This is a genomic window from Simplicispira sp. GW247-4R2A, from assembly GCF_059424465.1.
In genome coordinates this window covers 79,685-100,934 of record NZ_JBWKZM010000016.1, presented here as the reverse complement: position 1 = coordinate 100,934, position 21,250 = coordinate 79,685, and the positions used below count along the sequence as shown (strand labels likewise).

Annotated in this window: 23 protein-coding genes and 1 pseudogene; 3 read left to right on the top strand and 21 right to left on the bottom strand. The window is 65.9% G+C overall.

Annotation, left to right across the window (positions count from 1 at the left end; all coding sequences use genetic code 11):
• The 11 genes and pseudogenes from AC07ZH_RS12300 to AC07ZH_RS12250 all read right to left on the bottom strand — a co-directional run.
• Nucleotides 1-253: pseudogene (locus AC07ZH_RS12300) on the bottom strand (cell envelope integrity protein TolA); the annotation flags it as partial.
• A 28-nt stretch (nucleotides 254-281) separates the two neighbouring features.
• Nucleotides 282-704, bottom strand: coding sequence for an ExbD/TolR family protein (locus tag AC07ZH_RS12295; protein WP_495199978.1), 423 nt, complete (start codon nucleotides 702-704; stop codon nucleotides 282-284).
• A gap of 12 nt (nucleotides 705-716) precedes the next feature.
• Nucleotides 717-1,421: a protein TolQ gene (tolQ, locus tag AC07ZH_RS12290; protein WP_495199977.1), complete on the bottom strand. Its 705-nt coding sequence runs from the start codon at nucleotides 1,419-1,421 to the stop codon at nucleotides 717-719.
• Complete coding sequence (locus AC07ZH_RS12285; RefSeq protein ID WP_495199976.1) at nucleotides 1,418-1,831, bottom strand: YbgC/FadM family acyl-CoA thioesterase; 414 nt, start codon at nucleotides 1,829-1,831, stop codon at nucleotides 1,418-1,420. The genes tolQ and AC07ZH_RS12285 overlap by 4 nt, the downstream gene beginning before the upstream one ends.
• Nucleotides 1,832-1,836: 5 nt before the next feature.
• Complete coding sequence (locus AC07ZH_RS12280; RefSeq protein WP_119108753.1) at nucleotides 1,837-3,021, bottom strand: pyridoxal phosphate-dependent aminotransferase; 1,185 nt, start codon at nucleotides 3,019-3,021, stop codon at nucleotides 1,837-1,839.
• Nucleotides 3,018-3,551, bottom strand: a complete 534-nt coding sequence (nusB, locus tag AC07ZH_RS12275; RefSeq protein WP_495199975.1) for a transcription antitermination factor NusB — start codon at nucleotides 3,549-3,551, stop codon at nucleotides 3,018-3,020. Before nusB ends, AC07ZH_RS12280 begins: the two co-directional genes overlap by 4 nt.
• The gene (gene ribH, locus AC07ZH_RS12270; RefSeq protein ID WP_495199974.1) at nucleotides 3,548-4,012 is read right to left on the bottom strand and encodes a 6,7-dimethyl-8-ribityllumazine synthase; all 465 of its coding nucleotides are present in this window, start codon (nucleotides 4,010-4,012) and stop codon (nucleotides 3,548-3,550) included. Before ribH ends, nusB begins: the two co-directional genes overlap by 4 nt.
• A 3-nt stretch (nucleotides 4,013-4,015) precedes the next feature.
• Complete coding sequence (gene ribBA / locus AC07ZH_RS12265; RefSeq protein ID WP_495199973.1) at nucleotides 4,016-5,152, bottom strand: bifunctional 3,4-dihydroxy-2-butanone-4-phosphate synthase/GTP cyclohydrolase II; 1,137 nt, start codon at nucleotides 5,150-5,152, stop codon at nucleotides 4,016-4,018.
• Nucleotides 5,153-5,297: 145 nt separating this feature from the next.
• Nucleotides 5,298-5,603 (bottom strand): 2Fe-2S iron-sulfur cluster-binding protein, encoded by a 306-nt coding sequence (locus AC07ZH_RS12260; RefSeq protein WP_119108749.1) that lies wholly within the window; start codon nucleotides 5,601-5,603, stop codon nucleotides 5,298-5,300.
• A gap of 24 nt (nucleotides 5,604-5,627) precedes the next feature.
• On the bottom strand, nucleotides 5,628-6,248 hold the full coding sequence (locus AC07ZH_RS12255; RefSeq protein ID WP_495199972.1) for a DUF938 domain-containing protein: 621 nt from the start codon (nucleotides 6,246-6,248) through the stop codon (nucleotides 5,628-5,630).
• 377 nt (nucleotides 6,249-6,625) lie between these two features.
• Nucleotides 6,626-6,907, bottom strand: a complete 282-nt coding sequence (locus tag AC07ZH_RS12250; protein ID WP_119108747.1) for a DUF427 domain-containing protein — start codon at nucleotides 6,905-6,907, stop codon at nucleotides 6,626-6,628.
• Nucleotides 6,908-7,007: 100 nt separating this feature from the next.
• Here AC07ZH_RS12250 and AC07ZH_RS12245 point away from each other — a divergent pair, with 100 nt between their 5' ends.
• Nucleotides 7,008-7,919, top strand: a complete 912-nt coding sequence (locus AC07ZH_RS12245; RefSeq protein ID WP_495199971.1) for an aminotransferase class IV — start codon at nucleotides 7,008-7,010, stop codon at nucleotides 7,917-7,919.
• A 3-nt stretch (nucleotides 7,920-7,922) separates the two neighbouring features.
• Here AC07ZH_RS12245 and AC07ZH_RS12240 read toward each other — a convergent pair whose 3' ends face one another.
• Nucleotides 7,923-8,807, bottom strand: coding sequence for an NUDIX hydrolase (locus AC07ZH_RS12240; RefSeq protein WP_495199970.1), 885 nt, complete (start codon nucleotides 8,805-8,807; stop codon nucleotides 7,923-7,925).
• Between the two features lie 99 nt (nucleotides 8,808-8,906).
• On the opposite strand from AC07ZH_RS12240, the gene AC07ZH_RS12235 reads away from it, so the two are divergent.
• Nucleotides 8,907-9,815, top strand: a complete 909-nt coding sequence (locus AC07ZH_RS12235; RefSeq protein ID WP_495199969.1) for an SDR family NAD(P)-dependent oxidoreductase — start codon at nucleotides 8,907-8,909, stop codon at nucleotides 9,813-9,815.
• A gap of 101 nt (nucleotides 9,816-9,916) precedes the next feature.
• The gene (gshA, locus tag AC07ZH_RS12230; protein ID WP_495199968.1) at nucleotides 9,917-11,431 is read left to right on the top strand and encodes a glutamate--cysteine ligase; all 1,515 of its coding nucleotides are present in this window, start codon (nucleotides 9,917-9,919) and stop codon (nucleotides 11,429-11,431) included.
• A gap of 16 nt (nucleotides 11,432-11,447) precedes the next feature.
• Here gshA and AC07ZH_RS12225 read toward each other — a convergent pair whose 3' ends face one another.
• From AC07ZH_RS12225 to AC07ZH_RS12185, 9 genes are all read right to left on the bottom strand, one after another.
• Nucleotides 11,448-12,158 (bottom strand): DUF4124 domain-containing protein, encoded by a 711-nt coding sequence (locus tag AC07ZH_RS12225; protein ID WP_495199967.1) that lies wholly within the window; start codon nucleotides 12,156-12,158, stop codon nucleotides 11,448-11,450.
• Nucleotides 12,159-12,230: 72 nt separating this feature from the next.
• A complete protein-coding gene (locus AC07ZH_RS12220; protein WP_495199966.1) occupies nucleotides 12,231-12,722 on the bottom strand; it encodes a hypothetical protein in 492 nt (163 codons plus the stop codon).
• Between the two features lie 191 nt (nucleotides 12,723-12,913).
• The gene (locus tag AC07ZH_RS12215) at nucleotides 12,914-13,873 is read right to left on the bottom strand and encodes a chemotaxis protein (protein WP_119108741.1); all 960 of its coding nucleotides are present in this window, start codon (nucleotides 13,871-13,873) and stop codon (nucleotides 12,914-12,916) included.
• 219 nt (nucleotides 13,874-14,092) lie between these two features.
• On the bottom strand, nucleotides 14,093-14,569 hold the full coding sequence (locus AC07ZH_RS12210) for an OsmC family protein (protein WP_495199965.1): 477 nt from the start codon (nucleotides 14,567-14,569) through the stop codon (nucleotides 14,093-14,095).
• Nucleotides 14,570-14,670: 101 nt separating this feature from the next.
• A complete protein-coding gene (locus AC07ZH_RS12205) occupies nucleotides 14,671-15,105 on the bottom strand; it encodes a hypothetical protein (protein WP_495199964.1) in 435 nt (144 codons plus the stop codon).
• A 34-nt stretch (nucleotides 15,106-15,139) separates the two neighbouring features.
• A complete protein-coding gene (locus tag AC07ZH_RS12200) occupies nucleotides 15,140-18,256 on the bottom strand; it encodes an efflux RND transporter permease subunit (RefSeq protein ID WP_495199963.1) in 3,117 nt (1,038 codons plus the stop codon).
• Nucleotide 18,257: 1 nt separating this feature from the next.
• Nucleotides 18,258-19,403, bottom strand: a complete 1,146-nt coding sequence (locus tag AC07ZH_RS12195; RefSeq protein ID WP_495199962.1) for an efflux RND transporter periplasmic adaptor subunit — start codon at nucleotides 19,401-19,403, stop codon at nucleotides 18,258-18,260.
• A 13-nt stretch (nucleotides 19,404-19,416) separates the two neighbouring features.
• Nucleotides 19,417-19,974: a hypothetical protein gene (locus tag AC07ZH_RS12190; protein ID WP_119108737.1), complete on the bottom strand. Its 558-nt coding sequence runs from the start codon at nucleotides 19,972-19,974 to the stop codon at nucleotides 19,417-19,419.
• The gene (locus AC07ZH_RS12185) at nucleotides 19,971-21,176 is read right to left on the bottom strand and encodes a TolC family protein (protein WP_495199961.1); all 1,206 of its coding nucleotides are present in this window, start codon (nucleotides 21,174-21,176) and stop codon (nucleotides 19,971-19,973) included. The genes AC07ZH_RS12190 and AC07ZH_RS12185 overlap by 4 nt, the downstream gene beginning before the upstream one ends.
• Between the last annotated feature and the right edge of the window lie 74 nt (nucleotides 21,177-21,250).

Below are 21,250 nucleotides of genomic sequence, written 5' to 3'. Positions count from 1 at the left end.
GCTTGGGGGGTGTCGGCGGTGTGGGAGGGGTAGGAGGCGTAGGCGGTTGCTCTGCGCGTGGCGCCGCCTGCTGTGGTAGGGCGGACCAGAGTTCGGCGACCACTGCCGGCTGGTCGCTCCCGTTCTTCCAGGCAACGCCCCAGGTTAGCGCGGCAAGCAAAAGCAAGTGCGCCAGTACGGCAAGCGTCACCGCGCGCGCCCGGCCTGGGGGCTGGGGGGGCGTAAATTGATCGCGGTCGTCGTGGGCGTGCATGCGGTTGTCTAAAACGGGTAGGGCGTGGTCAACCGCCTTGTTTTACGGACAGGCCCACGCGCTGCACGCCGGCCTTCTGCAGTGCGGCCATGGCCTTGACCACGGAATCGTATTGCACGCCCTTGTCGGCGACGATGACGACTGCCGTGTCCTTGCTCTGGTCTTTTTGCCAGGCGAGTGCGGCGTCACCGATTTCGCGCGTGTTCATGCTGCGCGTCGCCGCCGGGGTCTTGAGCTGCAGCGAACCATCCTTGTTCACGATGATTTGCGCGATCACCGGCGGCATGTTCTTGCTCTTGCCCACGCTGGGTACGTCGATCATGCCCGGCGTCAGCATGGGTGCCGTCACCATGAAGATGATGAGCAGCACCAGCATCACGTCGATGAACGGCACCATGTTGATCTCGTTGATGGTGCGGCGGCCGCGGCCGCGCGAGGCAATGGCAGGCATGGCGCAGCTCCTTTAATGGGCCGAGGCTGGTACCGCAGGGTGCGCGCCCAGGTTGCGCTGCAAGATGTTGGAGAACTCTTCGATGAAGGTCTCCTGGTAGTTCGCCACGCGGTCGATATCGCGCGCGAAGCGGTTGTAGGCCACCACGGCAGGAATGGCGGCAAACAGGCCAATGGCCGTCGCCACCAGCGCTTCGGCGATGCCAGGGGCCACGGTGGCCAACGTCACCTGCTGCATACCGGCAAAGCCGGTGAAAGCGTGCATGATGCCCCACACCGTGCCGAACAGGCCCACGTAGGGCGATACCGAGCCCACCGAGGCAAGGAACGACAGGCTGGATTCGATGACATCCATCTCGCGCTGAAAACTGGCGCGCATGGCACGGCGCGCACCATCGAGCAGGGTGCCTGCGTCTTGAATATGGCGTTCGCGCAGCTTCTGGAACTCACGCATGCCGCTGGCGAAAATGCGTTCCATGGGGCCGATATCCTGGGTACTGCTGGCGGCGCTGGCATACAGGTCGTTCAGACTGGTGCCCGACCAGAATTCGCGCTCGAAGTTCTCGTTCAGTGCCTTGACGCGCTTCAAGGCGAAGAGTTTGCGAATAATGGCGGCCCAGCTGGCGACCGACACGCTGAGCAGCAGCAGCATGACGAACTGCACCACCCAGCTTGCGTGCAGCACCAGGGTGACGATGGACATGTCTTGCGAATTCATGAAAGGATTTCCAGAAGGGCAGAAGGGATACGCGCTGGGCGCAGGCTGGTGGCGTCCACCCAACCGAGGCGCACCTGGCCTGCACAGAGAAGACTTCTCTGTGCACCAGAATGCTCATTATTCAATAGCGCTTGGTGTCGGATTGTCAGGGATGCCCGGCCTTTGTCCATGAGTTCAGCAGTAACAATGAGTGCATCGTCGAGGCGCGCTGGTGCGTGGTAGCTCAGGCGCGCTTCACTTACGACAAACATACCGCCGCTTTGTTCCCGCAAACCGTGCTGGCCGATGCCCAGGGCACGCAGCCACTCGGTACGGGCACGCTCAAAGAACTTGAGGTAATTGGCGTAGAACACGATGCCGCCGGCATCCGTGTCTTCCCAGTAAACCCGCACAGGGAGCTCGAACACCATGCCTGTCAGCCCAGCAAGGCCCGCAGCCGGCGCACGGCTTCTTGCAGGTGGTCCATGGAGCTGGCGGTGGAAAAGCGCAGAAAGCGCTCGGGCTCGTGCGTGCCGAAGTCGCGCCCTGGCGTGACGGCCAGGTGGGCGCGGTCCATCAGCGCATAGGCCAGGTCCCAGCTGCCTTGCACCCCCAGCCGCGTGGCGGCCTGCGTGCCATCGGCCCAGGCGTAGAAGGCGCCGTCGGGCAGCACGGGTACGTCGAGGCCCAGGCGCTGCAGCTCAGGAATGAAGTAATCGCGCCGGGCCTTGAATTCGGTGCGGCGGCGCTCGTATTCGGCGATGCTGGCGGGCTCGAAGCAGGCCAGCGCGGCATGCTGCGCGACCGTGCTGGCACAGATGAACAGGTTTTGCGCCAGCCGCTCGACGACTGGCACGAGTTGCTCGGGCACCACCATCCAGCCCAGGCGCCAGCCTGTCATGTTGAAGTACTTGCTGAAGCTGTTGATGCTGATGATGTCGTCGGCAATGGCCAGCGCGGTGTGGCCGAACTGCGCTTCGTACGACAGGCCCAGGTAGATCTCGTCGATCAGCGTGATACCGCCGTGCTCCTGTACCACGCCGTGGATGCGGCGCAGTTCATCGGGCGCAATTGAAGTGCCGGTGGGGTTCGATGGGGACGCCAGCAGCACGCCGCGGGTCTGTGCGGTCCAGGCGGCGCGTACCTTGTCGGCGCTGAGCTGGTAGCGTTCGCTGGCCGTGGTGGGGATCAGCACCGCCGTTCCCTCGGCAGCACTGACGAAATGGCGGTTGCAGGGGTAGCTCGGGTCGGGCATGAGGATTTCGTCGCCCGATTCGATCAGCGCCAGGCACGCCAACTGCAAAGCCGCCGACGCGCCGGCGGTGACGACAATGCGCCGCGCCGGTATGTGGGCGCCGAAGCGCTCGGCGTACCAGCCGCTGATGCGTTCGCGCAGCGCCGGCATGCCCAGCGCCTGGGTGTATTGGGTGGCGCCATCGGCAATGGCGCGGGTGGCGGCCTCTTGCACCAGCGGCGGCGCGGTGAAATCGGGCTCGCCGATGTTGAGGAAGATCATCGGCTCGGGGCCGCCCGCCACAGCATGCGCCAGCGTTTGCGCCGCCTTGGCTACTTCCATCACGTAGAACGGCTCGATGCGCTGCGCGCGCGCAGAGACCCTCATGGCGCGGCCCTGGACGTGCGCACGCTCCCCTGGTCCTTGGCCACTTCGGCCGCACGCAGTTGGGGTGCAAGGCCGCCGAGCACGCCGTTGACGTACTTGTAGCCGTCGGTGCCGCCGAAATCCTTGGACAGCTCGATGTATTCGTTGAGCACCACGCGCCAGGGCACATCGAGGCAGTGCTGGAACTCGTAAGCCCCCATCCACATCACGGCGCGCTCGATGGGCGAAATCTCAGCCAGTTTGCGGTCGAGCAGCGGCACGATGAGCGCGTCGAGTTGCTCGGCGCCTTCCACACAGCCATGCAAGAGCGCATCGTAGTGCACCGAGTCGCATTTGTTAAAACCGGCCAGATCGCGCGTAAAGCTGTCGATGGCCGCCGCGTCGTTGCGCCCGACCAGGTGCTGGTACAGCGCCTGCAGTGCGAATTCACGGGCACGGCTGCGGGTTGATTTGGTTGACGCGCGGCGCCCACCGGTGCCGGCAGCGCTTTTGCGTGCGGACACGGCATTTTCGGGCAAGGCATCGCTCATTCGAGGGTCTCCATCAGGTTGGCCATTTCCACGGCCACGCGGGCGGCGTCGCGCCCCTTTTCGTGCTGGCGTGCGATGGCTTGTTCCAGGTTTTCAGTGGTCAGGATGGCATTCGCCACCGGCAGGTGGTAGTCCAGCGCAATGCGCGAGACGCCTGCGCCGGATTCGTTGGCCACCAGCTCGAAATGGTAGGTTTCGCCGCGAATAATGCAGCCGAGCGCAATCAGCGCGTCGTATTCGTCCTGCTCGGCCAGTGCCTGCAAGGCGGTGGGCACTTCCAGCGCGCCCGGCACGGTGATGTGGCGAATGTGCTTTTCCTGCACCCCAAGCGCCAGCAACTCGGCGCGGCAGGCCTCGGCCAGCGCGTTGGTGATGCCTTCGTTGAAGCGTGCCTGCACCATGGCGACGTGCAGCTTGCTGCCGTCCTGCCTGTCTGCGGTTCCTTTGTCTGCGCCGAACATTGCTTATTCCTTAGGGATGTAACCAGTGATTTCGAGCCCGTAGCCCGCCATGCTGGGCATGCGGCGCGGCTGGCCCATGAGCTGCATGCGCGCCACGCCGCATTCGCGCAGGATTTGCGCGCCAATGCCGTAGGTGCGCAGGTCCATGCGGCCGCGCTCGGGCGCATGCGCCGCGCGCGCTGTGCCGTCGAACTGCGCCAGCAATTGCTCGGCACTTTCGCCGCAGTTGAGCAGCACCGCCACGCCGCAGCCCTGGCGGGCGATGTAGGCCAGGCTGGTGTCCAGCCCCCAGGTGTGCATGGCCCGGTTGACTTCCAGCGCGTCCAGCACCGAGAGCGGCTCGTGCACGCGCACGGGCACCGAATCGCTCGCTTGCCACTGGCCGCGCACCAGGGCGATGTGCAGCGACTGGCTGGGAATGTCGCGAAAGGCGTGTGCAACGAATTCACCGGCCGCTGTCTGCAAGGTGCGCGTGCCGACTTTTTGCACCAGCGATTCGGTGCGGCTGCGGTGCTCGATGAGATCGGCAATGGTGCCGATCTTGATGCCGTGCTCGGCTGCGAACAGTTGCAGGTCGGGCAGGCGCGCCATGGTGCCGTCGTCCTTCATCACCTCGCAGATCACTGCGGCGGGGCTGCAGCCGGCCATGGCCGACAGGTCGCAGCCGGCCTCCGTGTGGCCCGCGCGCATCAGTACGCCGCCGTCCACCGCCTGCAGCGGGAAAATATGGCCGGGTTGGACCAGATCTTCGGCCTTTGCATGGCGCGCGACAGCCGCTTGCACCGTGCGTGCGCGGTCGGCGGCCGAGATGCCGGTGGTGACACCTTCGGCGGCCTCGATGGACACGGTGAAAGCGGTGCTGTAGACCGCACCATTGCGTGCGGCCATCGGCGGGAGCTTCAGAAATTCACAGCGCTCACGCGTCAGCGTCAGGCAGATCAGGCCGCGGCCAAAGCGCGCCATGAAGTTGATGGCTTCGGGCGTGACATGGTCGGCAGCAAGCACCAGGTCACCTTCGTTTTCGCGGTCCTCCTCGTCGACGAGGATGACCATGCGCCCGGCGCGGATTTCCGCCACGATGTCTTCTACCGGCGAAATGGAGGCTGTAGCGGCGGCAGATGCGGGAAGGGGTGCGTTCATGGGATGCTTTCAGCAGATGAGGCGTAGCGGTGCGCGCTGCACACTCCTGGCGGGCCGGGTGCCACGCCCGCCAGCCATCCAAAGAACATGCGCTGCGGCGCTGCCGCAACCGGGCCGCACTGTGCGGCCGGGAAAACCCGTGATTTTACGGGAAGGGCTCGCCCGGCTGTAGTTCCACGTCGGATGTCGGGTAGGCCACGCAGGGCAGCACGCAGCCGGCCTGCATTTCTTCGGTGGTAATGCCCGGCCACTCGATGGCGTAACGCACCTCGCCGGAGATGAGCCGGCCAATGCAGGTGCGGCAGGTGCCGTTGCGGCAGGAGCTTTCCCAGTCGATGCCGCCCTGCTCCATGGAAAGCAGCAGGGGCTGCTCGGGCCAGGCGTCGCAAGTGAGCCCTTCCGGCTGAATGAGGGCGGTGAAGAAAGGGGGAATGGTTGGCGGTGTGGTCATGGGAGCGGGAACAGGGTAGGGCTTTCAAAGCGATCGGCCAAACACCAGCAGCAGATTGTTGGCGGGCATGGCGCGGCGCTCCCGCAACTGCAGGCCGGCGCTTTGCGCCTGCACTTGCACGGCCGCGAGAGCGCGCAGCCCCCAGGCAGGATGGCGCTCGCGCAGGCTCTGATCGAAGGCCAGGTTGCTGGCGGCAGTGGGCACCCCGTCTTCCAGATAAGGGCCATAGGTCACGAGCAGGCCCTGCGATGCCAGGTGCCGGGCCGCGCCTTGCATCAGCCCTGCGCAGCATTCCCACGGCGCGATGTGCAGCATGTTGGCGCAATAGATCAGATCGAACGGGTGCCCAAAGGGGGGCCCGTCCGCCGGCCAACTGGCGGCGCGCACGTCGAGCAGCACGGGGGCGCGGACGTTGTAGGCGCCGGATTGGCTCGTCCAGGCGGCGATGGAATCGAAGGCCTCGGCCTGCCAATCGCTGGGCTGCCAATGCCAGCCGGGCAGAGCCGCTGCGAAGGTGGCAGCATGCTGGCCGGTACCGCTGGCGATTTCCAGGGCCTCGCCGGTGCTGCCTAGGAGCGCGCGCAGCTGCTCAAGAATGGCCGCGCTGTTGCGTTCGGCGGCCGGGCTGTGCTGGAGGGGGGTCAAAATTTATAAAGAAATAAGGCTCTAGCGCAGTATCCATAAGCGCTTACAGCTATGAAAAGTATAGTTTAGAGCACGAATACCTGGATGGCGCTGGGGATGCGGAGCTGGTCAAAAAGCAGGCACTGGGTAGCAAACCCTTGTGTACCAGTCACTTGCGCCGGCCGTACAGGGCTTAGCAGAAGTTATCCCCAGCATTGTCCAGTGTCTGGCGGGATAACTGCGTTGCAAGCGCATGTGGCAAGCTGCAAAAAATTTAAGCGATGCAATAAAAACTATTGTAGATCAATGACTTGCGGTTGCCATACCGATGCTTCCCCGGCTTATCCACATGATTGTCCAGTTTTTGCGGGGACAACGCGTGCCGACATTGCATGGCCTCAAGGCGCCACGGTGACGCCCTTCCAAAAGGCTACGCGGCCACGAATCTGCTCGGCTTCGGGCTTGGGATCGGCGTAGGTCCAGGCAGCGTCCGGGTTCATCTCGCCGTCCACCAGCAGCGAGAAATACGTTGCCTGACCTTTCCACGGGCACATGGTCTTGTGGTTGCTGAAAGTGAAAAATTCGCGTTTGAGCGCGTTCTCGGGGAAATAGTGGTTGCCTTCGACGACGACGGTGTCGTCGCTCTCGGCGACGGTGATGCCATTCCAGACGGCTTTCATGGTGCTTCCTTATGGGCAGCGCGTGGCTGCATGGAGGGGGTTTCAGAGTACACAGCTCTGCGGGTCACCCGCAGCTTGCTGAAACGGCCAGAATAGCCGCATGACGACAGCACCTGATTATTCCCAAGGCGTGGCGTATGTGCGCGGCCAGTACGTGCCCATTGCCGATGCAGCCATCCCCCTGACCGATTGGGGCTTTTTGCGTTCCGACGCCACCTACGATGTAGTGACCGTCTGGGAGGGCGCTTTCTTTCGGCTCGACGCACACCTTGAACGCTTCGCACGCAGCTGCGCGAGCTTTCGCCTCGATCCTGGGCGCTCGCCAGAGCAGATCACCGAGGTGCTTGAACAGTGCGTGCGCCTTTCGGGGCTGCGCAACAGCTACGTCGAAATGATTGCCACGCGTGGCCAGCCGCCCTGGGGCTCGCGCGACCCACGCCAAGCGGTTAACCAGTTCTACGCCTTTGCCGTGCCGTTTGTCTGGATTGCCGACGAGGCCCAGCGCGCGCGCGGCCTGAACCTCATGGTGAGCGATGTGCAGCGTATTCCCGCGAGCAGCGTCGATCCCCGCGCCAAGAATTACCACTGGAACGACCTGACCATGGGCCTGCTTGGCGCACTGGATGCGGGTGGCGACACGGTGGTTCTGACCGACGGTGCGGGCCATGTGGTCGAAGGCCCGGGCTTCAATGTGTTCTGCCTCAATGTGCAAGGGGTTCTGGTCACGCCCGATCAGGGGGTGCTCGAAGGCATCACGCGCCGCACGGTGCTTGAGATGGCGCAGGCTCTCGGGGTGCCGCTGGAGCAGCGGGCCTTGCCGGTTCAGGAACTGCAAGAGGCCCGTGAGGCATTCGTCTCCAGTTTGGGCGGCGGTTTGCTCCCGGTCACGCGGATCAATGGCAAAGCCGTGGGCGACGGGTGTGTGGGGCCGGTGACGCGACAACTCACCGCCACTTATTGGGCGTGGCACCATGACCCGCGCTACCGCCGCGCGGTTCCGTACGCGCTGTGAGGTTTATTCAAACAAGGCATCGAACCCGCGTTCTGGATAGAAGCGGTGCTCGCGGTACAACAAGCGCGTTGGGCCAGGCATGGCACGCTCGCGCACCGCATGGCGCTCGTCGCCGGGGTAGCAGATGACACGGCTGCCGTGGTCGTCAAAAGCCTGCGGCAGGATGGTGGGCGGGCGCTGGCGCAGCGCTGCTTCGAGCACCTGCGCCACGCTGGCGTGCCGTGCCAGGTGGGCCAGCGTCATGATTTGCGGTGGTGCCAGGTCGATGGCGCCATCGCGGTACTGCTCCAGCGCGGTGCGCGGCGCCACCCACAGCGTGTCGACCGTTTCCTGGTTGTCGTGGCGCGCCACCTGGCCCTGGGGTGCGCGGGCGACGAAAAATCGGGTGTCGAAGCGCCGGCTCGCCATGCTCGGCGCCACTGGCGTGATCCAGCGCGACCACGGCACCAGGGCCCTGGTCTGCAGGCGCAGCGCCAGGGACTGCAGCATGGACGTAAAGGTTTCTCCGCCGCGCAGCCGCGCCCGGGCCGCCCCGGCATCCAGGGGCTGGCCACCAGCGGTGGGTTCAGCGAGCAGCAGGCCGCATTCCTCTACCGCTTCGCGCAGGGCCGCAACGTACAGCGCCGCAGCCCGCTCGGGCGGCGTGCCTGGCTCGGCCAGCGCGCTGGCGAGTGTCTGGCGGGTCTGGTCCAGTTGTGGCGCCCCATCGTCCCACTGGTCCTCGGGGTCAAGTTTGCCGCCCGGAAACACGTACACGCCCGCCATGTTGGATGCCTTGGCATGGCGGCGCAGCAGCAAGACCTGCATCCCCACTGGTGCATCCTGCAACAGCATGATGCTGGCCGAGTCGCGCGGGGTTTCCTGGCTGGTGGGGGCAGCAGCTTGCATGGTTGGTGGCGAGTAAAGCGCACAGTCTCGCACGGCAACCGCCGACTTGCTATGTCCCGCTACAGTACCCGCGGTCAAGTTTTTTACTGGAGTTGAAAAATGGAATTGGATTTCAAAGGCCGCGTGGCCATCGTGACCGGTGCGGGTGGCGGCTTGGGCCGGGCGCACGCACTGGCTTTGGCAGCGCGCGGCGCTCGGGTGCTGGTCAATGACTTGGGCGGCGGCGTGCATGGCGAGGGCGGCTCGGTCAGCGCTGCACAGAAAGTGGTCGATGAAATTCGCGCTGCCGGTGGCGAGGCGCTGGCCAATGGTGCTTCGGTGACCGACTTCGCCGCCGTGCAGGCCATGGTGCAGCAGGTGGTGGACGCCTGGGGCCGGGTCGATGTGCTGGTGAACAACGCTGGCATCCTGCGCGACAAGAGCTTCGCCAAGATGGACATGGCGGACTTTCGCACCGTGGTCGATGTGCACCTGATGGGCGCGGCGCACTGCTGCAAGGCGGTCTGGCCGCACATGGTGGCGCAGGAATACGGTCGCATTGTGATGACGACGTCCTCCACCGGCCTGTATGGCAACTTCGGCCAGAGCAACTACGGCGCCGCCAAGCTGGCGCTGGTCGGGCTGATGCAGACGCTGGCCATCGAAGGCGCCAAGCACCACATCCACGTCAACGCACTGGCGCCCACGGCTGCCACGCGCATGACCGAAGGGCTGATGCCGGCCGAAGTGCTGGCGATGCTGAAGCCCGAGGCCGTGGTGCCGGCCATGCTGGTGCTGGCGCATGAGAGTGCACCCACCCGGACCACCTTGTGTGCGGGCGCAGGCAGTTTCGAGGCGGCGCACGTCACCATGACGCAAGGCGTTTACATCGGCACAGGGCCAGATGCGCCCGAGCAACTCGCTGCCCGTCTGGCCGAAGTCACTGCGCGCGAGGGTGAGCAGGTGCCGGCCAACGGAGGCGCCCAGGGTGCGCTCGAAGTGCAGAAGGCCATGGCCGCGCGCCGCTGATGGCGCGAGAGGGGCGCAGCCGAATTTCCCTGCGCTGCGCACGGCTGCGGGCCGCGTGCTAAGTTCCGCGAACCCAAAAACACGCCATCGGCCCGCCATTCATGAGCTTCCTGCAGGACACCCTTCGTGCGCAACCCCTCCTGGGCATCCGCCGCGGCATTGAAAAAGAGGGATTGCGCGTACAGCCTGCGGGCGATCTGGCCCTGACGCCGCACCCCGCAGCGCTGGGATCGGCGCTGACGCACCCGCACATCACCACCGACTACAGCGAATCGCAGATCGAGCTGGTCACTGGCGCGCACCTGGCGATTGACGATTGTCTGGACGAGCTCACGCGTATCCACCAATTTGTGCACCGGACGCTGGCGGCCCAGGGCGACGAGCGCGTGTGGGCGTCGAGCATGCCGTGCCGATTGCCGACCGACGAGACGATTCCGCTGGCGCGCTTTGGCAGTTCGAACGTCGGTCGCGCCAAGAGTATTTACCGCATGGGTCTGGGCCACCGTTACGGTAGGCGCATGCAGACCATTTGCGGCATCCACTACAACTGGTCGATGCCCGGCGTCACCAGCGAGCAGTATTTCGCGTTGATTCGCAATTTCCGGCGCCACGCCTTTGTGCTGCTGTACCTGTTTGGCGCCTCGCCCGCACTGTGTTCGTGCTTTGCCCAGGGACGGCCGCATGCCTTGCAAACGCTCGGGCCGGACGCGTTGTACCTGCCGCATGCCACTTCGCTGCGCATGGGGCGCCTGGGCTACCAGAGCGACGCGCAGGCTACGCTGGCGGTGAGCTACAACGGACTTGATGGCTACGCGCAATCGCTTCACCAAGCACTGACCCAGCCCTACCCCGCCTACGAAGCGGTGGGCATACGCAACCCGGGGGGCGATTACAACCAGCTAGGCACCAGCCTGCTGCAGATCGAGAACGAGTTCTACGGCACCATCCGACCCAAGCGGGTGATTCGCCTTGGCGAGCGCCCGCTGCACGCGCTGCGTGAGCGTGGCGTCGAATACGTGGAAGTGCGGCTCATGGATCTGGACCCGTTCGTCCCGGTGGGCATCACGGCTGAGACCATGCGGGTGCTGGACGTGTTTTTGCTGCATTGCCTCCTTTCCGATAGCCCACACGATACGCCGGACGAGATCACGGAAATCAAGCACAACCAGCACCTGACGGCTGCCCGGGGGCGTGAACCCGGTCTGCACCTGCTGCGTCGGGGGCGCTCCGTGCCATTGACCGAATGGGCAGCGCAAGTGCTGGAGGAATGCGTGCCCTACGCCCAGGCGCTGGACACCGCGCATGGCGGTGATGGGTTTGCAAAAGCCCTGTCCGCTGCGCGCGGCACGCTCGCTGCAGCGCACACCACTCCCTCTGCCCGCGTGCTTGATGCCATGGCGAGTGAACACCACAACAGCTATGTGCGCTTTGCGGCGCAATGCTCTGGCAAGGCCCAAGAGGCGCTGCTGGCCACGCCCTGGCCGGCCCAAGAACAGGCCCGTTTCGAGCACATGGCGGCGCAGTCCTGGGAAGAGCAAAAAACCATTGAGTCAGCCGACAGCCAACCGTTTGAAGAGTGGCGGGTTGCCTATATGTCGCCTGAAAATCTGGGTTGAGCAGTTGTTTCCAGGCTCAACGCCCGTCAAAACTACCGGGCCCGGTGCGCGGGTAGCGCTTGCCGTTGCTGTCGGTGCAGGTAAATGAAGTGCATCCCTTGATATACGGGCGATCCGCACGATTGGGCTGATGGGGCGGCCGGGGGTGCACGGGCCAGGCGGGCGGTTGCACCACCACGACCTGCGGCCGATTGGCACGTGCAGCTTCGGCGCGCGCATAGCCCTCTGGGCCTAGGCAGGAGAGTTCCATCTGGCGCTGCGCGGTGTCCAGCCGGGCCGACTGATCCTCTGCACTCCCCGCCACGCTGGCGGCGACGGCATCGAGCGCGCGGCGGGCGTTGGCGCAAGCAGCGCTGTTGGCATAGTCGGCTGCGCTGGTACCTCGCTGTGCGCGCCGTGCCTCGCGCTCTTCACGGGCCTGCTGCGCTTCACGCTGCTGGGTGGCGGCTGCCTCGGCGGCCAGGCGCTCGCGCATGCGCTGCGCTGCCTCTTCGCCTTGTGCACGTTCCTGCGCCAGCTCTTCTGGGCTCTTGCGCGGCTGCACTTCCCGACTCTGCGTACCGCTGTCGCAGGCGGAGTCGGTGTAGGTGACTTTGCCCGTGCGCGCGTCGGTGCAGCGCAGAACCTGGGCGGACGCCGCCTCAAAGGGCGACAGCGCGCCCAGAGCGACCCAAAACACAGACGCCAGCGGGACAAGGAACTTGTGGAACTTGTGCGCGTGGGTCAAGTAAACCTCCTGGATGGGCGCGTTGCGCTGACTGGACTGACTGGAGTCTTTCAGCCTGGCTGGAACGTGTGTTCAGGGCATGTCTTCCGAACGCGGCATCCAGGCCCCTGTCGATGGGTTGTAGCGGTCGTAGTCGGTGCGCGGGCTGCCGTCGGAGTTGCGGTCGTTGCGAGTGGCGCGGGAACGCTGTTCGCGCTGGCGTTGCGCAAGGTCGCGCTCGCGTTGTTGCCGCGCCCATTGGTCGCGTTGGTCATGTTGGCGTTCAAGGTCGCGCCGTGCCTGTTCGTCGCGCGCCCGCTGTACGCGTTCGCGCTCTGCCTGGCGCTCGCGCCAGGCACGCCGCTCGCGATCGTTGCGCATATCTTCCCAGCGGTCTTCGCGATCGTGGCCCGCATAAGCGGGATACGCCGGGTAGGCGCCTGATTCATAGACGGTGGTTGCCCCGTACACCGGGGTGGGCGGGTACCCACCCGAGTAATACGGGTCGCCTGGTACGGCGCAGCCGGTGGCGGCTGCCAGCAGCACGGCAGTTGCGGCAAGTTTGGAAACGTGGTTTGACGTCATATCGGTGCTCCGGTAGCGAGGCTGCCCATGGGTAGTGGATTCCACGGCACAAACGCTGTGCGGCGGGACTCATCCCTGCTTATACGCCGTTGCGAGGCCTGTGGTTGACGGCCAAAACCTACATTGCACAGTCTTTGCCTGCGCTTGCCAGATGTTGCAGCATGTCTGCGCATTGCTGCTTGAGCGTTCGATCAGGAAAGAAGGACCTTACGCAGCGCATTGGCAAGGTCTTCGGCGACGAACTTGGCCACGTAGCCATCGGCGCCCACGCTGCGCACATGGTCCTCATTGGCTGAACCGGAGAGCGAAGAGTGGATGATCACGGGCAGGCCGCTCAGACGCGCGCTCTGCTTGATGTTGCGTGTGAGGGTGAACCCATCCATTTCCGGCATTTCCAGGTCGGTGAGCACCAGGGCGACCTTGTCGAGCACTGTTTTGCCTTCGGCCTCGGCGGCATCCGCCAGCATATTGAGCCGGTCCCAGGCCTCCTTGCCAGATTTGGTCATCTCGTAGGGCGCCTGCAGCACCGTGAGCTCCTGCTCGATGAGCGAGCGCGCGACGAAGGAGTCGTCGGCTGCCAGCACGATGGTGCCAGGCCTGAGCAACAGTTTGGCGCCTACCTTCTGTGGGTCCACCTGGTGCTCGTCGGATGGCGAGACCATTTGCAGGATGGCTTCGACGTCGAGCACCTGCGCCAGGCGCGTGTTGTCGGTGTTGCCGTCCAGCCGCGCAATGCTGGTGACGAGTTTTCCGGCCGCGCCGCTCGACTCGGCCGACATCACCTGGTTCCAGTCGAGACGGGCAATGTCTTCCACCGACTCCACCGCAAAGGCCTGGGTGGTGCGCGCAAATTCGGTCACCAGCATGATGTTCAGGCCCGTTTTCGGTGTGCAGCCGACGATGGAAGGCAGATCGAGCACCGGAATCACTTGCCCACGCAGGTTGACCACCCCCAGCGAATGCGGTGAACCCCCCACGATGGGCGTGATGACCGGCATGGCGACGATTTCGCGGATCTTGAAGACGTTGATACCAAAGAGCTCCGACTGGCCCAGCGCACTGTCGGTGCCCAGGCGAAACAGCAACAGCTCGAATTTGTTGCTGCCGGTGAGGTTGGTCCGCTCGTCGATTTCTTGCTGGGCTGTTTTCATGGAAGAGGTCCTTTGCGCGCTATGGACGCGAATAGGCAAATTCTAGGGGCGCCAGCCGAGCACGGCGCGGGAGATTCTCAGGCAATACCCGCGTGTGCCGGAGCCCACGCACGTGACCACGGTGGCGCTGCAGACGGTTTCTATGGTGATTTGATAGCGCTGAAACCATATGGAGTAAGCGCTGGATGCTGATTTTGCCTACTTATTCCGTAAGCATGGTTACGGCGCCGGCTGGTAGACCGGTTCACAGCGCACCTCGGTCTTGACCGAGTTGGCAATGAAGCAGGCTTCGTGGGCCTTGTGGTGCAGGGTGTCGATTTGGTCGCGCGTGGGTAGGGTAGCGCCGGAAAACCTGACCTCGGGGCGCAGCGTGACGACGGTCATGGCCATTCTGCCCTCGGCGTTCTTCTGCATGACGCCGCGGGCAGCGTCGGCATAGCGGTCCACGCAGAAGCCGTGCTGGGCGGCGATCGAGAGGAACCACAGCATGTGGCAACTCGACAGAGACGCCACAAAGGCTTCCTCAGGGTCTACCGCCGATGCGTCGGACCAGGGCAGCGGCACTACATGGGGGGACGACGAGCCGGCGATCTCGGCACCCCCATCGAAACGGATGTGGTGCCGGCGGCTGTAGCGCTGGCCCAAAAAGTCCTGTTCGCCCCGTTCCCACAGGATGTCGGCCCCATGTTCTGCCATGCAGTTCTCCATTTGCTATTGAAAAAATAGCTGCAACCGTAGGTTGACATTGCGCTAGAGGCTATTTTCAATCATATTTTCAGCCTGCGGAAGGCCCTTGTCTACTTCGCGGCGCCGGCCAGCGGCGTGAAGCGCGCCTGCTCGGGCGCCTTGCCGGCCAATGTGACCGACACCACGGCCTTGAGCCCGGGGGTGGAGGCGTAGGTGCCGGCGCCCTTCAGGCGGTTGTCCCCGTCGGGTGTGAGCGCTACGGTGGCGCGGGTCTTGCCCGAGAGCAGCGTGGCGGTGCCGGTGGCGCCCGCCGTGCTGATCTTCTGGCCCGCATGGTCGGTCAGGTAAACCAGCACCGGCTTGTCCTTGGCTTCGGGGCTGCCATGGTCCAGCACCAGTTCAAAGTGGTACATGCCCGCCATGCGCAGTTGGCCGCCATGGGGGGCCTGCTGGGTGTCGAGGTAGGCGTCGTCGTGCGCCAGGGCGCCGCCGGCGGCAAGCAGACTGGCCATGGCCAGGGTGGGGAACCAGAAGATCTTTTTCATGGGTTGCTCCTTGTAGAAGGCGGGGGTCGAAGAATCAGAAACTCTCTTGCGGGCCATCGGTGTTGCGCGCGGCGAGCAGACGTGCCAGGGGTTTTTGGCCCCAGCGCCAGAACATCAGCGGCGTGAGGAAGGTGTCGAGCAGCGTGGAGCTGACCAGGCCGCCGAAGATCACGACGGCCACTGGGTGCAGCACCTCCTTGCCGGGCGCGTCGGCCGAGACCAGGAGCGGCACCAGCGCGAACGCGGCCACCAGCGCGGTCATCAGCACCGGCGTCAGGCGCTCAAGCGAGCCGCGCACGATGAGCGCCCGGCCAAAGTGTTCGCCTTCGAAGGCACACAGGTTGATGTAGTGGCTGATCTTGAGAATGCCGTTGCGCGTGGCAATGCCGGTGAGCGTGATGAAGCCCACCAGCGCCGCCACCGACAGCGGCTGGCCGGAAATCCACAGCGCGATCACGCTGCCAACCAGTGCCAGCGGAATGTTGCCCATGATGATGAGGGTGAGCGCCGTCGAACGGTACCGGCTGTACAGCACCAGGAAGACCATAGTCAGCGACAGCAGTGCCAGCAGGGCAATCAGCCGTGAGGCCTGCTCCTGCGCTTGGAACTGGCCTTCAAGTGCTACCGAATAGCCTTCGGGAAGCACCTTGGCGGCGATTTCCGCGCGAATGCCGGCGACCACGCGCGCCATGTCGCTGCCGTCGGTGTTGGCCGAGAGCACGATGCGGCGGCGCGCGTTCTCGCGGCTGACCTGGTTGGGGCCGTCGCCGTCCTCCATCGTCGCGAGCTTGGCGAGCGGCACAGCGCCCATGGGGGTTTCGATGAGCAGGTTTTGCAACGCCATCAGGCCCCGACCGCTTTCGGGCAGGCGCACCACCAGGTCGAAACGCCGGTTGCCTTCGACGATCTGCGTGATGCGTTCGCCTTCGACCATTTGCTGGAGTGAGCGCAGGAGCGTGCCCGGCGCCACGCCGTAGCGCGCGGCCTGGTCGTAATCCACATGGATCTTGATCTCAGGGATCAGCACCTGCTTCTCGATCTGCAGATCGGTCAGGCCCGGCACGCTGGCCAGGCGCGTGCGCAGCTCGGCCGCCAGCGTGCGCAGGGTGGCCAGGTCGTCGCCGTACACCTTGAGCGCGATCTGCGCCCGCACCCCCGAGAGCAGGTGGTCAAGCCGGTGCGAGATGGGCTGGCCGACGTTGCTTGCCGCCGGCAGAACGCCCAGGCGCGTGCGGATGTCCTGGATGATGGCGCTGCGGCTGCGTGCCGAGGGCTTGAGATCCACGTCCATCTCGGTGTAGTGCACCCCCTCGGCGTGTTCGTCGAGTTCGGCGCGGCCGGTGCGCCGGCCCACCTGCGTGACTTCGGGGACGCCGGCCACGATCTCCTCGGCCAGCGCGCCGATGCGGTTGGATTCGGCCAGCGAGGTGCCGGGGTTGAGCACCACGTTCACCGTCAGCGTGCCCTCGTTGAAATCGGGCAGGAAGGCGCGCGGAAAGAAGGGCACCGTGGCGGTCGCCAGCACCACGGCCAGCAGCGCCGCGGCCAGCAGCATGCCCGAGTGGCCGAAAGACCAGTGCAGCAGCCGTGCGTCCCAGCGCTTGAGATGGGCCACCAGGGCGCTGTCGCCATGGCCCATCTGCTTCATGCGCGGCAGCAGGTAGTACGCCATCACTGGCGTGAGTGTGACGGACACCACCATGCTCGCCAGGATCGAGACGATGTAGGCCACGCCCAGCGGGGTGAACAAGCGCCCCTCGATGCCCGGGAGCACGAACAGTGGGACGAACACCAGCACGATGATGGCGGTGGCATAGACGATGGCCGAGCGCACTTCCAGCGTGGCGCTGGCGATCACCGCCGCTGCGGGGCGCGGCTGGGGCAGGGCGCTGTTGAGCTTGAGCCGGCGCAGCACGTTTTCCACCCCGACCACCGCGTCGTCCACCAGCTCGCCAATGGCAATGGCCAGGCCGCCCAGCGTCATGGTGTTGATGGACAGGCCGAAGTAGTGGAACACCAGCGCCGTCGCCAGCAGGGACACCGGAATCGCGGTCAGCGAGATCAGCGTGGTGCGCACGTTGAGCAGGAACAGGAACAGCACCACCGCCACCAGGATGGCGCCGTCGCGCAGGGCTTCCTGGACGTTGCGCACCGAGTGTTCGATGAAATCGGCCTGCTTGAACAGGAACTTCGGAGCCTCGATGCCAGCGGGCTGGTTTTTTTTCAGTTCGCCCAGCGCCTGCTCGACCTCGCGCGTCAGCGTCACGCTGTCGGCGCCGGGCTGCTTCTGTACCGACAGGATGACCGCCGGCTTGCCGTTGTAGCCGCCGTCACCACGCTTGGCGGCCGGTGCTATCTTCACATCGGCCAGTTGGTGCAGCAGGATGGCTTGGCCGTTCTTGACGGCGACCACCACGTTCTGCAGGTCCCGCAGACGGCTGGTGCGGCCGATCTGGCGGATCAGGTATTCGCGTCCCTCGGACTCCAGAAAACCGCCGCTGGTGTTGGCACCAAAGTCGCGCAGCGCGGCTTCGAGTTTTTCGCGCTCCACGCCCAGTGCCTGGAGCTGCGCTTGCTTTATTTCGACCCGGTACTGGCGCACCTCGCCGCCTATGGGCGTGACCTGGGCAATGCCCGGAATCGTCAGCAGGCGCGGGCGCATCACCCAGTCGGCGTACTCGCGCACCTGCATGGCGCTGACCTTGGCGGGGTCGGCGGGCAAGGCGATGAGCAGGATTTCGCCCATGATGGACGAGATCGGCCCCATTTGCGCCACCACGCCAGGTGGCAATTGTTCGCGCACCAGGTTCAGGCGCTCGGCGATCTGCTGGCGGTTCTTGTAGATGTCCGAGCCCCATTCAAACTCGACGTAGACGATGGACAGGCCGACGCCCGAGACCGAGCGCACCCGCGTCACGCCCGGCATGCCGTTCATGCCCGACTCGATGGGGAAGGTGACGAGCTGCTCGACCTCTTCGGGGGCCATGCCGCCGGCTTCGATCATCAGCGTCACGGTAGGCTTGTTCAGGTCGGGGAATACGTCCACCGGCATTTGGCGCACGGTGAGCACGCCGTAGACCACCAGCAGCAGCGAGACCCCGAGCACGATCAGCCGCTGGCGCAGGCTGGTCTGGATCAGAAAGGCGAACATGTCAGCGCACCTGGGCCAGCAGCGCGGCCCCATCGGTCACCACACGCTCGCCTTGGGCCAGGCCCTGGGTGACGGCAAGCTCCAGGGCGCCCAGCGCCTGCGCTGTCACCGGGCGTTGCACGAAGCGCTCGGCCGCGGTGTGCACCCACACGGCGGCCCCTCCGGTGGCGGTCTTGACGAGCGCACTGCGCGGAACCGCCACGCCGTGTACGCGCCCTGCCGTGGTGGCGAGCACCGTCAGCGGCTGCCCCACCGCCACGGCCGGGCCACCCGGCTGCACGCGAAACAGCAGCACCTGGGCCTGCTCGCGCAGTTGCTGCCCGCTGCCCACGTAGGCCAGATCGAGTGCGCCGCCGGGCACGGCGGCGCTGGCCCGGGCCACACCGCTGGCCGGCAGGGGGTCATAGGCCAGGGCTTCGACCGACAGCCGCGCCGGGTCAACCACCTCGAACAGCACGTCTTTTGCGTCCACCACCTGGCCGGCGACGGCGTGGGCGGCGCTCACCACGCCCGAAATGGGCGCGCGCAGGGCTTCGGCCTGGTCCAGACCGCTGCCCAGCGCGCTGCGGCGCTGGCGCAGGGCGTCGCGTTCCAGGCGTGCCGCGTCTATGGTGGCCTGCGGCACAGCGCCTTCGAGTTGCGCGTAGCGCGCCACCTTGCGCTCGGCAATCGCGAGTTGGGCCGTGATCTCGGCGATCTGCGCCAGATTGCTGCCGCGCTCCATGCTGCTGAGCACCGGCCGCAGTTGCGCCAGCAGTTCGCCTTTGTGCACGGCCTGGCCCAGTACCGGCAGGCCGGCACTGGTGGCCTCCACGCGCCCGGCCTGGCCCGCCTGCACCAGGCCCCCGGCACGTGCGTCGGCCACGACCTTGCCGGCCAATTCCACTGTGACCGCCAGCTCCTGCACCACCGCCACGCGGGTGCGCAGACCCAGTTGCCGCTGCACCGCCTTGGGGACGAACAAGCTGCCATCCTCCAGGCGCTGGGGCGCGGTAGATGTTCCGGGCATCGCGGCGGCGGTGGTCACGGTGGCGATGGCGGCGGGCGGCGTGCTCTGGTTGTGGTCTTCGTCGCCGTGGGCCCCAGCGTGGCCGGTGAGCACGAGCAGTGCGCTGCCCGCCATGAGGGCGAGGTGGGGGTTCTTCATGGGATGTCCTGCGTCAGGAAGAGGTGGAGGTGCGGCGGCGCAGCCAGGTGAAACCGCCCAGCGCAGCCAGTGCCAGTGCTCCGGCAAGCGCCCAGAGGCTGCGCTTGGTGGTCGCGGGCGAGCCAACGGCCAGGGGTGCCGCGGGCGCGGCGGCCGCCGCAGCGGGAACGTCCAGCGTGGCGCTGAGCAGGTCTGCGGTGTCGCCGGCCTGCACCGACACAGTGAGCGCGTGGCGACCTGGCTGGGTCCAGGGGCCAGCCGCCACGCGGTAGACGCCTGGCGCCGTCTCGGCAGCCATGGTCGGCGGGCCACCACCGTCTACCTCCACCTGGGCTCCGACGACAGGTGCGTTGCTGTCAAATCGGTCCAGAAACAGCACCAGTGCTTGTCCCTGCCCCTGCACTTCGGCGACCAGTTCAAAGTCTTCCGACTGTGCCTGGGCGCGTGGGGCGGCCGAGGCCACTGGGGCCGGTGCCGGGGCGTTGCCGTGGTCCTCACCGCCATGGGCATGGCTTGTGAGGGGTGGGACCGCCAGGGCCACGGCGACACAAAAGATGCGCAAAAACTTCACGGAAGAACTCCCAGGGACTGGTTCAAACGGGACTGCGAGGCGGCCAGCGCGATCTCCTCGCGCTGCAGGCTTGCCTCGGCTTCCTGCGCCACGGCGCGGGCGCGCAGCAAGGCCACGAGATCAGATTCACCCAGGTGAAAGCTCTTTTCGGCCAGCGCCAGGCTGTCCGCCGTGAGCGCCAGGCGCTCGCGGGCCATGCCCAGTTGCTGTTGGGCCACCGCCCGCTCGCGGTGGGCCTTGGCCGTCTCCTGGGTCAGCTTGCGCTCCTGCAGCGCCACCTGGGCTTCGGCCTGTACAAGTTCGGCGCGCGCGGCCGCACTTTCCTGGCGGGCGCGCGGGCCCAGCGAAAAGGGGATGGTGAGCTTGATGCCCAGCGCATTCGCATACGGGTCGCTGCGGGCACTGCGCTCGCGCAGCACGCGCAGCGCCAGTTCGGGCGCTTCCCGCGGTGTCGCGTCGGCTACCACCAACCGGGCGCGCGCCAGTTGCACAGCGGCCCGGTCGACAGCGAGTTGGGGATGTATCGCCGCAGGGGCGACGCCCACTGTCGGCGCTGGTTCGGGCGCCAGCACGGCGGGCGCGGCTATGCCGCTCAAGGTGTGGAAAACCTGCTCGGCCTGCAGACGCTCTGAGCGGGCCGTGGCCAATGCGGCTTGGGCGTCCAGGTTTTCACTCTGTGCCAGGTTGGCGTCCACGCGCGCGAGCTCACCTGCCTGAAAGCGGCGCTGCACGTCCGCCTCCAGGCTGGCGGCGGTGTGCGCACGGCGCTGTGCCAGTTGCTCGCCGTTGCGCGCGGCCGCCACCGCCCACCAGGCTTCGCGCAGCTCGCCGGCCAGTTGCAGGCGCAGCAGTTGCTGGCTGGCGCGCAGCGCGTCGCGGGCGCTTGCGGCAAGTGCTGCCTGGCTGGCCTTCTGGCCCGGCAGCCACAGCGGGGCGGCAAGTTCCAGCTCCCATTCCTGCCTTCCGTAGTGGGAGCCCAGGCGGTCGCTGAGCGTGGCCAGCGAGGCGGACGGCGGGCGCGGTGTCAGGCTGTCTGCCGCTTCGACGAGCAGATCGGCAGCTTCGGCACGCGCCGCGCCGGCAACGGCCGCAGGGTGGCTGGCCAGCGCGTTGGACAAGGCATCGCCCAGGGTCTGCGCGCCCAGCGGTAGGGAGACAAGGACGGCCACCAGGCCAAGGGCCAGGGCGCTCGCAGTTTTCATAAGGGTTCCTGGCTCGTTGTTCTTGGTGGCATCAGCGGGCGCTGGGCCGGCGATGCCACGGGTTTCAAGGCGAA